This is a genomic window from Marinicella gelatinilytica, assembly GCF_026410405.1.
Classification (GTDB): Bacteria; Pseudomonadota; Gammaproteobacteria; order Xanthomonadales; family Marinicellaceae; genus Marinicella; species Marinicella gelatinilytica.
Genome location: NZ_JAPMLN010000004.1, coordinates 118399 through 130065 on the forward strand (window position 1 = coordinate 118399; position 11667 = coordinate 130065).

Annotated in this window: 10 protein-coding genes; 4 read left to right on the plus strand and 6 right to left on the minus strand. The window is 39.2% G+C overall.

Annotated elements, in window-relative coordinates:
- Positions 1-32: 32 nt before the first annotated feature.
- The 3 genes from OS173_RS03940 to OS173_RS03950 form a co-directional block, all read right to left on the minus strand.
- Complete coding sequence (locus OS173_RS03940) at positions 33-1574, minus strand: hypothetical protein (protein ID WP_267182977.1); 1542 nt, start codon at positions 1572-1574, stop codon at positions 33-35.
- A gap of 123 nt (positions 1575-1697) precedes the next feature.
- The gene (locus OS173_RS03945; protein WP_267182978.1) at positions 1698-2657 is read right to left on the minus strand and encodes a glycosyltransferase family 2 protein; all 960 of its coding nucleotides are present in this window, start codon (positions 2655-2657) and stop codon (positions 1698-1700) included.
- A 7-nt stretch (positions 2658-2664) separates the two neighbouring features.
- Positions 2665-3378, minus strand: coding sequence for a class I SAM-dependent methyltransferase (locus tag OS173_RS03950; RefSeq protein ID WP_267182979.1), 714 nt, complete (start codon positions 3376-3378; stop codon positions 2665-2667).
- 481 nt (positions 3379-3859) lie between these two features.
- On the opposite strand from OS173_RS03950, the gene tnpB reads away from it, so the two are divergent.
- Entirely contained in the window at positions 3860-4090 is a 231-nt protein-coding gene (gene tnpB, locus OS173_RS03955; RefSeq protein WP_267182980.1) for an IS66 family insertion sequence element accessory protein TnpB, read from the plus strand.
- Positions 4091-4176: 86 nt separating this feature from the next.
- On the opposite strand, the gene OS173_RS03960 is transcribed toward tnpB, so the two are convergent.
- Both OS173_RS03960 and OS173_RS03965 read right to left on the minus strand, forming a co-directional pair.
- The gene (locus tag OS173_RS03960) at positions 4177-5265 is read right to left on the minus strand and encodes a PilT/PilU family type 4a pilus ATPase (RefSeq protein WP_267182981.1); all 1089 of its coding nucleotides are present in this window, start codon (positions 5263-5265) and stop codon (positions 4177-4179) included.
- A 79-nt stretch (positions 5266-5344) separates the two neighbouring features.
- Positions 5345-5854 (minus strand): tellurite resistance TerB family protein, encoded by a 510-nt coding sequence (locus OS173_RS03965; protein WP_267182982.1) that lies wholly within the window; start codon positions 5852-5854, stop codon positions 5345-5347.
- An 18-nt stretch (positions 5855-5872) separates the two neighbouring features.
- On the opposite strand from OS173_RS03965, the gene OS173_RS03970 reads away from it, so the two are divergent.
- Positions 5873-7138, plus strand: a complete 1266-nt coding sequence (locus OS173_RS03970; protein WP_267182983.1) for a transglycosylase SLT domain-containing protein — start codon at positions 5873-5875, stop codon at positions 7136-7138.
- The gene (locus OS173_RS03975) at positions 7132-8898 is read left to right on the plus strand and encodes an ArnT family glycosyltransferase (RefSeq protein ID WP_267182984.1); all 1767 of its coding nucleotides are present in this window, start codon (positions 7132-7134) and stop codon (positions 8896-8898) included. The genes OS173_RS03970 and OS173_RS03975 overlap by 7 nt, the downstream gene beginning before the upstream one ends.
- A gap of 4 nt (positions 8899-8902) precedes the next feature.
- Here OS173_RS03975 and OS173_RS03980 read toward each other — a convergent pair whose 3' ends face one another.
- On the minus strand, positions 8903-11143 hold the full coding sequence (locus tag OS173_RS03980) for a bifunctional serine/threonine-protein kinase/formylglycine-generating enzyme family protein (RefSeq protein WP_267182985.1): 2241 nt from the start codon (positions 11141-11143) through the stop codon (positions 8903-8905).
- Between the two features lie 329 nt (positions 11144-11472).
- Here OS173_RS03980 and OS173_RS03985 point away from each other — a divergent pair, with 329 nt between their 5' ends.
- Positions 11473-11652: a hypothetical protein gene (locus tag OS173_RS03985; RefSeq protein WP_267182986.1), complete on the plus strand. Its 180-nt coding sequence runs from the start codon at positions 11473-11475 to the stop codon at positions 11650-11652.
- The last annotated feature ends 15 nt before the right edge of the window (positions 11653-11667 follow it).

The window sequence follows — 11667 nt, forward strand, 5'->3', positions numbered from 1 at the left end:
GGCTATTTTCTGAAAAGATTTTAGTTGATTATTTAATTATTAAAATCATAAAGAAGCCCTCTACTTTTTTTATGAAATTTAATACTATTTTTGGGGTAGAGCATAATATCTAATTCCCCACATGTTTTCATTTTCAAAGGGGGTCCCAAAACTTTCTCAACATCAGAAGCATTAAGTTTAGTAGCTCTTTTACTACGATTTTTACTGCCATAAACCAAAACTGCGGAAAAACTTGGCTCAATCCTGTTTCTGTTTGTCACAATGTTTCTTTGTTTGAAATTTTTATTGAAATGTATTGCTGAAATCTTATTTTTAGAAAGAAAAGTAAATCTTCTTGATTTCCAGTAATCTGTAATAAATGAATAAACACCTTCATCCTCAGCAAAGTCATCTACACATTCTACTGCAGCCGGATAGTATTCTGATACAAAGGCTTTAGGACGCAAAGAAATTAAATTCAATGCTATTATTGCCACAAGAATAATAGTCAGAAACCATTCGAAACGTTTACTTTTAAATTCGGGAATCATATAAAAAATGAAGAGTACTGGAATATATAAGTAAGGCAAAAAATACCTTATATTCATAACTGAAGAGGGACTCAACATAAGAACAGTCAGTGTTACAAATAGAGATAAAAGTAAAAGGATTGCCCAAGATCTATCATTATTTCTGATGATGATGGAGTAAAAACAATATGAATAAAAACAAACTACTGCTAACAAAGTAACACTGTTCATCGTTATTCTTATTTGCCGAAATAGAAAACTAAAATCTTCAATAACTTGGGTAAGACCAAAGGCAAATGAAACTTTTGTAGTATGAATTTGCGGGTCCAATATCAATTTTGAAAAATAATATGCTAAACAAGACGCCAAAATGATAACAACACCAAGAATAATATTCTTCTTCAAATTCTTTCTATATAAAAATGTTTGTAAGCAAACATATAGCAAAGCTGGAATTACAAAATGCAGATAATATAACTGGTCATTTATACCAGCAATAAGACATACAAAAAAGAACCAAATCAAATTGGATTGTTTCATGTTCTTATAACAAAGAACAAAAACCCCAGATATAAGGGTAAACAAAAAATCAAAATAATGATGGGCTGGAATTAAAACCATGAAATGTGGCGAACTTACATCATGTAGAAGAATTGTCCCCAATAACATAATTGAAATAGAAGAATATATTGCTGAAGTATTTCTTGAATACTTAAAACAATACAACCTGTACATCAAAATAAATGTGATTATTATTTTGAATGTAAAAAAGATTGAAATACTTTTGAACGATTCAAAAAAATAGTTTATTGGTAAAAAAAACAGCAGTTCTACTAAACCAGGGGCACGGCTAAAGTTCCAAGAAAATATTTCTACAAACCCATTATTCAATAAATCCTGAGAAAGATCTGGTAGGTATAACCCATCAGAATTAAAAAATGAAATCATGGGGAATTGTAGCGTATAGTATTGATAATTAAGCAAATAGACAACTGCAACCAATGTTGCACCCATCAACACATAGCTTAAATACCTCAAATGATTTTCTTCTTCAGGTGGCTTCATTATACTTCTACTCAGTCTTTTTAAAATTATGTTACTTGATGTGGCATTATTTTTAAAAATAATGAATCATACTTTATTGCCTGATATGACGTAACCTAACCCTCTATAATTATCTATAAAACATTAACTATCATTTTCAGAATTATTTTCAACATTTTCACTGATTACATACTTGGGACGACCTTTAATTTCATTAAATATTTCTGACAAATACTCTCCTAAAATACCCAAGCTAAATATAATTATACTTCCAATAATCAATATTAATAATATCACTGTAGGAAACCCCTCAGCAGAAGTACCGTTCATTGCTTTAACTACTGTGTCTATAGATAAACCTATACTAAAAATAAATAACAACAACCCCAACCAGGTAATAGACTTTAGAGGTAAATCCGAGAAACTCAAAATTGAATTTTTTGCATACTTAATCAGTTGAATTACTGTCCAGCCACTTTCATTATCTACTTTATCATTGATAGTAATATCAATATCAATTGCGTTGAAGCCTAACCAGTTAATTAACCCCCTATAAAATTTGTTATTTTCTGGCAGGTGAATGTATTTATCGATAACAACCCTGTCTAACAACTTAAAATCGGTATGGTTTTTTAATTCCAAACCCGTACTAAAGCTAAAGACTTTAAAGTAAAAATAAATGAACATTTTCTTTAAAAGAGACTCTTTTTGTCTATTTACTTTTACGGCATTAACAATATAAATGTCTAAATTGTTTTTCCATAGAGCTATCATTTTAGGGATGGTATCAACAGGATGCTCTAAATCAGCATCCAAAGTAATGGCTGTATTTCCAGTGCAGGCTTTGAGTCCAGCTTCTATTGCAGCTTCTTTACCAAAGTTTTTAGAAAATTTAATTCCTTTTATTATGCCTGGATTATCATTTTGTAGCTTCAAAATGCTACTCCACGTCGAATCTTTAGACCCATCATCAACAAAAATGATTTCTAACCTCCCATCATTTAAGCCTATCAATTGGGAGGTCAGTTCATTCAGATTCTTTTCTTCATTGAAACATGGAATAACCAATGAAAGTTTTTCTAATTCCCTTTTTTTTATACTCATATTTCACTTACTCCAAATCAGACTCTTGATAATATATATCTCCGTCCAAAATTTCTGTATCAATTTTATTAAATTTTCTTTTAGGATAAGCGATATTTAGAAAATCGTGCAAATATGGGAAAAAATGGACATGTAAATCAAAAGAGTATCTGTAAGCCCTCTGTTTAGGAACAATAATAATTAAATTAGATTTACAAACCCTCCTCAATTCACTCAAAGCTGTAGATATGTCTTTGACATGCTCAAGTGTATGGGTGCATATAACCGTGTCAAAGCTATTATCCTTAAATGGCAAATCTGTTATTGAGGCTTCAACAAATTTTGTATTTGGTGAATTAAATTCAAAGTCATCATGCTTTACAAAATCAGCCCCAGTAACATTATAATTATCTTTTAAAATGTTGGTTAAATATCCACGACCACATGCAACATCTAGTATGTTCTCACCTTCAACATTATCAATGATTTTTTTTATGCTTTTGCTGTTTAAGTCAGTTAATCTTGAGATATGTACAGAGGCCGTTTCTTTATAAACTTCAGAAATTTGTTGATCTGTTAGTTGATGGAAATCTTTTTTAAACCCAAAGAAAACATTACTTTTATTCCCAAACATTAATTTAAAAGGGAACCACATAAACCATTTAGCGTCTCTAAGGATTGGTGGAATCAGTTCATCAAGCACAAATCTAATGATATTAGCAAAATTTCTGGATAGTTTCATAAATAAATTTTTGGGATTATTAAGATATTAATGGATTTATATTAAATCACTTTGACCGGCATACATGATAATTAAAGTGAAAAAATGGTTTCAATTTTAACATCTAATAATCGTAAGCGCCAAGTAAACCCCTTCTATCATTTCACTAAAGGCTGATGTACGCTTTGTTTTTTTAGCATAGTGAAGCTCCATGAGCAAAACCTATCGCAGTAAAAACCAGTGGATTGAGCTTATTCATGCACACAAAATCAGGGTTGACAGTCGCTGCATTTTGCCGACAGTAAAGCATTAGTGCCAAGTATTTTTCCAAACGACAAAAGGACTTTGGGTTTAGTTCATCCACCAATAATGACTTTATTTAGGTTAAGTTTGAAAAACCAGTCTATCGAATGGTGATATTATTGGAAACGAGGCATGGCCAAATTGAAATAAATTTCTGGCCTGATCCTGATTATACTCATCAACTACTCAAAGTTTTGCTATGATTCACTTTTCCGATGGACCGGTTTTTATGCACCGATATTATGTTGATTTCCGTAAAGCCATTAACGGCTTGAGTCAAATTGTCCAATATAATATGGACATGGATGTGTTTAGCCCGGGACTGTTTGTGTTTTGTAATAAAGGCCGTGACAAGCTCAAACTGTTGTACTGGGATAAGACCGGGTTTTGTCTGTGGCCAAAACGCCTTGAGAAGGATAAGTTTATCTAATCCAAAAAGGAATTTAATGGCATTATCCAGTGGGATACAGAGCAAATTGGCTAGTTACGTACAGGCTTTAACGTGGCACAGTAGCATCAAAAATAATCATCGGTACCGGAGTCATCTTCGCTGGAGAGGTTGATGCGGACTTCGAGGCCTTGGCGGGAGTCGGCGTTGCCGAGGGCTTCTTCGAGGGTGATGATGCCTTCTTTGTACATGTTATAAAGTGCCTGGTCGAAGGTTTGCATGCCATCTTCGAGGGATTTGTCCATGGCGCTTTTGAGTTCGTTGATTTCGCCGCGGCGGATAATTTCTCGGATTTGCGGGGTGTTGTAGAGCACTTCGCAGGCAGGTCGGCGTTTACCATTGACGTCGATGACTAAACGCTGTGAGATAACCGCTTTGAGGTTAAGGGCGAGGTTCATCAGGACGTTATTATGCATTTCGCTGGGGAAGAAGTTCAGCACCCGTTCCATGGCTTGGTCGGAGTTGTTGGCGTGTAGTGTGGCCATGCATAAATGTCCGGTTTCCGCAAAGGATACCGCGGCTTCCATGGTTTCGGCGTTGTTAATTTCACCAATCAAAATTAAATCAGGGGCTTCGCGCAGGGCGTTTCTCAAGGCCGGCTCATATCCTAAGGTATCAATGCCAATTTCGCGTTGGTTTATCACTGATTTTTTGTGTCGGTGAACATATTCAATGGGGTCTTCGACAGTTAAAATATGGCCGGTCTGGTTACTGTTACGGTAATCAATCATAGAGGCCATGGTGGTGGATTTTCCCGAGCCGGTGGCACCAACCACTAAAATCAGACCGCGTTTTTCCATGATTAAGTCATACAAATGCGACGGCATGTTCAGGTCTTCTAATTTAGGTATTTCGCTTTTAATGGTTCGAATCACCATACTGACTTCACCACGTTGTCGAAACACGTTCACCCGATAGCGACCAACGCCTTTAATTGAGACCGCCAGGTTACATTCTAAGGTTTCTTCAAATTCTTTTTGTTGTCGCTCATTCATAAGCGAGTAGGCAATTTTTTCGACAATGCCCGGTGGTAAGCCGGTACTGCTCATGGCTTCTAAAACGCCTTCGATTTTAACGTTAATGGGTGCGCCGGTGGTCAAATATAAATCTGATCCGTCCCGTTCGCGCATGGTTTTCAGAAAATGTGTTAAGTCCATAATCTCCTCGTCTTTTGATTGGCTGCGCCAATTTAATGTGCGTTATCTTATCATCTTTTTATGGCCAAACATGGGTGACTTAATTAATGCTGTTTTCAGGGTGACAAATTCTGTCCAATTGGGTTTTGTTGAACCCCAATTGCTCACCGGCCTGAAAAAATGTTTGGGTTTCCAGCAAATGAATTTCACCATCAGCTGAGGCAATCTGCCATAACTGCACCATTAATGCGTGTTTGTCGTTGCGGTTCAAATAACGGTTAATGATTTCGGTTTGGGGTTTTAATGTGACCGATACTTGCGCAGTGATGTTGGCATGGGCTAAATAGTGATTGGCCTTAGCTCGGCTGAGGTTTAATTGCTTGGTTAGATGTTCGTTAAGTACCAGTTTTTCGATGTACAGCTCCACATAATCGGCCTTGACCATTTCTGTTAACAGGCAGATGATGGCTTGGTTGAGTTGGTCTTTTTGTTCATCGTTCAAATCATCTTTTGAACTTTTTGGTTCAAAAAAAGACTTAATTGAATTCAATATATTGACCATAGAATGGTTGATGCTGACGTCAAAATACTGATAATACACAATACTCACTTAACTGCAAACAGATTTATGCGTCTTATTCTATTCTTTGTGACTTTATTCGTTTTTAACGGTTGCCAACAACATAATATTAAAAAAGAGGTGCAACCATCGGTATCCGAAACTTCTTTACCGGCATTGATTTCAGCCATCGAACAATGTCAAAAGAACCCCACTTGCGAAGAAGCCTTAAATGCGTATTTTAAACAGTTTGAAGAAACCACCCAAACTGAAGAAATGATTGCCGATCAAGCCAATCTGGAGCCAACCAGTCAACAACCACTGGATGTCACCACATTGAACCAACCGATGTTGGCCAATCAGCGCATACAAGCGGCATTAAACGAATGGCTGACCTGGAAGCGGCCGATTTTGTTGGAAACCTGGAATAATTATCAGTTTTTAAAACGCTATATTTTGCCACCATTTACAGAAAAGAATATTCCCGAGCATTTTATGCTGGCTCTGATTGCTCAGGAAAGCGGTGGTCGGGTGCACTCCATGTCCTCAGCCGGTGCCAGTGGTTTATTCCAGTTTATGCCGGCCACGGCACAACGTTTTGGCGTGGTGGGCACTTTGGGCGATTACGATGCCCGTTATCATCCCAAAACAGCCGCTCAGGGTGCAGCGGATTATATCCAGGAACAACGTGAACTTTATGGTGATGATTACGCCAAAATTTTGGCTGCTTATAATGCCGGTGAAAATCGTTTTAGACGCCTCAATAATAAACACAATAACCAAGCCATCTGGCAGTCTGATTTTTATTATGATTTGCCACGGGAAACCCGCGGTTACATTGCCAGCGTATTATCGGCGATGTTGATTTTTTCTAACCCCGATGATTTTAATGTTGAACTAACACCTCTGGACGGTCGCACTGCAGTTATCAAAGCCCATAATGACGTGTCTCTGAGTGAACTGGCGGTATGCTTTGGTCAATATAACCATCAAATGGGTTGGTATCGCACCTTACGCAACTTAAACCCAACCGTTAAAGCCAAACGGGTAATCAGCCAGGGTTCGCCGATTGTGGTGCCGGAATTATTAAAGCCGATATATGAAGAACAATGTCAGGACACGGCATTAATGGCTTTGGCTAAAAAAATCCACGATGCAGATTTTCCTGAGCGCCCTGCTTTCACCTACTACCGCATAAAAAAAGGTGACTCATTAAGCACCATCAGCCGTCAATTCAGCTGCTCCAGTAAAACTGAAATTGCCCGTTTGAACAACATTAAACCACCCCGTTATTTAATTAATGCCGGTAAAAGGCTCAAAGTACCACAATGCTAACCGGCACCGCTAAGCACCGGATGTTCTGGGGACTGCTGGTCTCCATAATGATTCTTCAGGTGTTATTGGCGGTGCAGACTGAATTATTTGGTGACGAGGCTTTTTATTGGCTTGAAAGCCGTTTCCCGCAATGGTCATACAGCGAAGTACCCGGATTTGTGCCTTGGCTCAATGCCTTGAGCAGTGCGGTATTACCGCAGCATCCATTTTTTCTGCGATTACCTTATTTATTGGCTTGTTGGTCATTACCCTGGCTTGCGTTTAACTTGGTCAAACAAATCAGTCAATCACAAAGAGCGGCGCAACAAGCGGCGTTAATGACTTTAATTTTACCGCTGATCGGTTTAATGGGGATGTTGGCCATTGCTGATATTTGGTTGGTTTTTTTCACAGTGTTGGCGGTATTTTTCTTGATTCGACTGATGCACAGCTCGCGTGGTTTGGATGCGTTTTACTTAGGGCTGACTTTAATGTTGGCCGTTAATGTCCATATTCGTTTTTGGTTTATGCTGTTTATGGCGCTGGTAGCGGCTGCGGTTATTTATAAACAATCGCTGTTCAAACAAAAAACCCTGTGGCAAATCACTTTACCGATGACGCTATTGGGTTTTTTGTCGATTTTTATATTCAACGTCCAGCATAACTTTCCACTCATTAGTTTTCAATTGGGTGAACGCAATCCCTGGCAATTTCAGTTAAGCCATATGTGGTTTTTTCTGGGGCAAGTGATAATCACCACGCCGTTGGTTTTTTGGCTGTGTGTTGTCAGTTTTAAGCGGCCACCTGTTAAAGCGAACCATGACCTTCAAGCTTTACATTTTATGCAACTGCTGGCGATTATGTATTGGTTGTTATATGCGGTATTGGGGTTTTTTTCGGATAATTTACGCACCAATGTCCATTGGCCGTTACCGACTTATTTGTTGTTATTACTGGTTGCTGCCAGCTTTTCCGAACGACATTTGGTTTTAAAAAAATGGGCGGTAATCACAGGTGGTTTGGCTCAGGTGTTATTTTTATTGGGATTCTATATACTTTTGCATGCACTTCCAATAATGTCAACCAACCATAAACAGCTAATTAACAATGCCATTGGCTGGCAGGAATTGGCTGCCAAAACCAATGAGCTACAACAGCCAGGTCAAACCATCATTGCTGATCATTTTATGACTGCAGCGGCTTTGAATTACTATTACGATGATTCGCAATATTTGATTCCGGCTTTACCGCATCCGATGAATCAAAAACATGGTCGTCAAAAACAATTGGCCTTAATGAATTTACGTTATACAGATTCACCGAACCAATCGGCTTTATTGGTGGTTGAGCACACAGCGCTCAAATTGACCCAACAAATTTCTTTCTACCAAAACAGCTGCCAACAGCTCAACGGCTTACGGCTGATTGATGATTTAAGCGTGCGTCATGGCAGTAAAATTTACTATTTTTTTCACAGTAATGCCGGAGAATGTGACATTCCACCGATTATTTATCATGATTATCAACATGGGCTTCACAGCGGCTGGGTGATGGTGAAAAAAGAAGACCAGGCACAACTCGACAACATTGATGTAACTGATACACTAACACCCATATCATCACTGCAAACTTTGTCTTTGGGTCAGAATGAGTTATTTAAGGCCGTTAACGCGGCTGACTATCAGCGATTAAGCTATCAGCTCGAATCAAGGGAAAGTATTCAGTTAATCGTTTCCGGTGGCGAACAGAACATCGTCACGCAACGGTTTTATTCTGAATAGATAATTAGCGCCGAATTAAGCGAAAGCCAATGTGGGTATAGGCATCACCATATTTTATGGGTACTTTTCGGCCGCCATCTGATTGATCAGATAACCAGGACAAGCCTGCTGCCGGGTTAACGTCACAGGGTTTATCAGGGCTAAAAAATGATTTGACTTTACCCGGCTCTTCACAGCCTGCCAACCATTCAGCGGCGTTTCCGTAAACGCCGTTTAAGCCCAAACCGTCAGACGCAAAGGAGTGTACCGGCGCTAAATGCGGAAAACCATCATCACAATCATAATAATTAATGCCTTCTTTTTTATCGGGAAATTCACGGCCGGCCAGATTGTGTTGACCACATGTTTTGGGTTGATCTGTTTGGGATGCCATTAATTGCCATTCAGACCATGTGGGTAATTCATATGAGTGGCCGGTTTGTTGGCTCAACCAGTCAGCATAATCCATCGCATCCTGCCAAGTGACACAAACAACAGGCACATCTTCACTCAAACTAAATCCCACATTATCCAGACTACGTTTAGAAAATATTAAATTTGACTTGAGCGCACTCTGACACCGTTCTAGCGGACGATTTGTGGCTTCTCTGAATTGTTGGTATTGGGCCATGGTGATTTCAGTTTGCGTGGCATAAAAGCCATAGCCAAGAGATTGATTTGACTGAGGTGTTATTAATACGGATTGAATACCCAGCTTATCAGTCACCACCTGACCACTTGTTGGCATACCTGCTAACGCCTCATTCAATTCAGTGACAATGCGATGATCCGGCATTAATACATCGGTTAGATTAATTAACCGCTCAGCCTGAGGACGGTTATTATTGCTCACTGCTGCCCGGACTTGTTCAGCTAAGCTACCCAACAGTAAACTGACCGTCATTTCACTGTGGTCGGTTAAATATTTAAGCAAACGCTCATCGACCAAAGCCACTTTGTGACGTACCGTTGTGACTGAATCAGCAAAGCTTTCCGCTTGGTCATGGTTTTTATTTAATACCGCCTGATAAGCCAGTTCAAAATAGCCGTCACTGATCTCAGACAACAGCTGTCGCGCTTCTTCTTGCTGTGGCCGGTCTGCCAATACAGTGAGTAATTTATCGAGGGCGTTATCATCGGTTGGTGTGGTTAATTGTTTACGTACGATGTTTTGTTTGGCCTGGTTCAGCAAATTATTGACTGTTTCAGTGCTTAACTGTGGGTCGGGATTGTCTTCTACGTCATTCCCATCAGTGGTTTCGCTGTTTTCTTCCTGAGTGCTGACAAAGTCAATGGCTTGTTTCTTGTTTGACTGTTGTAAGGAGATATTTTGTTCCGCAGAAATTGTCACGGGACTCATTATTTTAGTCCACAGCCACCAACCGGCCATCACCGACAATAAGGCGAAAGACACCAACAAATAAGGCCAGGCTGTTAACCGTCTTATGGGGCCATGGTCAACTTGTGGGGTGATGGATTCAATGGCTTTTTGTAGGGCCTCCATTGATTGAAATCGCTGATTCGGTGATTTTGCCAGACAGCGGTCAATAACGTCTTGCCAATGTGCCACTTTTTCCGGTAATCGTGGAATCGGGCTTTCCACATGGGCCATCATAATAGCTAAATCATCGGGCGCATCAAACACCGGTTGTCCGGTGAGTGCTTCATACAAAATGGCACCCAAACCGTAGATATCTGAACGGGCATCCACATGCTTTGAGCGCGCTTGCTCGGGACTTAAATAATGAATACTGCCGACAATGCGTTGATCTTTGGTGAATCGACGCTTACCACTGCTAAGGGCAATGCCAAAATCAGCAATCTTCACATTACCAAATTGATCAAATAAAATATTTTCAGGTTTAATATCGCGATGCACTACACCCTGGGCATGGGCATAGGCAAAGCCTTGGCACAAACCCGTCATCACACGGATGAGTTCTTCATCATTGTGATACGCAAAGCCGGTTAAATCGCCATGCTGCAAATAAGGCATGGCATAAAATAAAGTGTGTTCATCAACAGAACCGACATCATAAATACTGACGATATTGGGGTGATACAGCTTAGCAATGATCTCTGCTTCTTGTTTAAAGCGATTCACCACATTACCCTCATCGGCAATCACCGGTCGCATGATTTTTAACGCCACTTCTCGCTTTAAAGATTCCTGATATGCTAAATAAACCACACTCATACCGCCTTCACCAATTTGGCGAATAATGCGATAACCGGGTATTTCTATTGAGTGCGATTTAGATGTCATGTCAATATTGTAACTTAATCAATGAATAAATTATCTAAAATTAACCCGTGGTGCATTTGGAATGATAATTGGTTCTCAAGATTGCTTTCAGCACCTAAAAGTGCCATGTCATTCCGACTAAGCAAAGCGCACGGAGGAATCTCGCCAATTTTATCGCAAATCTCCATCGTCAGGAGATATCTCCACTCGCTTCGCTCGGTCGATATGACAAAACTTGTTGTGTTCTGTCCTAAATGCACCACAGGTTAAAATTAAATAACTTGCCGCTATCAATTGGATCATTTCGTGATATGCTTTGCAGACAGGGGATTAAAAATTGTGTGTAAATCATGAATCAAGATATTATCAATGATAAAGATGAAATTATTAGGGTTAAATGTTCCGATTGTCATCAACAAACCATTTACTTAAAGATTATAAATGCCGCCATCAACACTCAAAAATATCGGTCACAAGGTATTTTATGCGCACAATGTCAGTTAATAAGCCAAGCCAAGAAAATCGACTAAATCCCAGTTTTATCC

What these genes read in the sequence shown, in the direction of transcription:
- OS173_RS03970 (WP_267182983.1), top strand. Translation starts at nt 5,873, where the DNA reads ATGCGTCTTATTCTATTCTTTGTGACTTTATTCGTTTTTAACGGTTGC.
- OS173_RS03940 (WP_267182977.1), bottom strand. Translation starts at nt 1,574, where the DNA reads ATGAAGCCACCTGAAGAAGAAAATCATTTGAGGTATTTAAGCTATGTG.
- OS173_RS03950 (WP_267182979.1), bottom strand. Translation starts at nt 3,378, where the DNA reads ATGAAACTATCCAGAAATTTTGCTAATATCATTAGATTTGTGCTTGAT.
- OS173_RS03945 (WP_267182978.1), bottom strand. Translation starts at nt 2,657, where the DNA reads ATGAGTATAAAAAAAAGGGAATTAGAAAAACTTTCATTGGTTATTCCA.
- OS173_RS03975 (WP_267182984.1), top strand. Translation starts at nt 7,132, where the DNA reads ATGCTAACCGGCACCGCTAAGCACCGGATGTTCTGGGGACTGCTGGTC.
- OS173_RS03985 (WP_267182986.1), top strand. Translation starts at nt 11,473, where the DNA reads ATGAATCAAGATATTATCAATGATAAAGATGAAATTATTAGGGTTAAA.
- tnpB (WP_267182980.1), top strand. Translation starts at nt 3,860, where the DNA reads ATGATTCACTTTTCCGATGGACCGGTTTTTATGCACCGATATTATGTT.
- OS173_RS03980 (WP_267182985.1), bottom strand. Translation starts at nt 11,143, where the DNA reads ATGACATCTAAATCGCACTCAATAGAAATACCCGGTTATCGCATTATT.
- OS173_RS03960 (WP_267182981.1), bottom strand. Translation starts at nt 5,265, where the DNA reads ATGGACTTAACACATTTTCTGAAAACCATGCGCGAACGGGACGGATCA.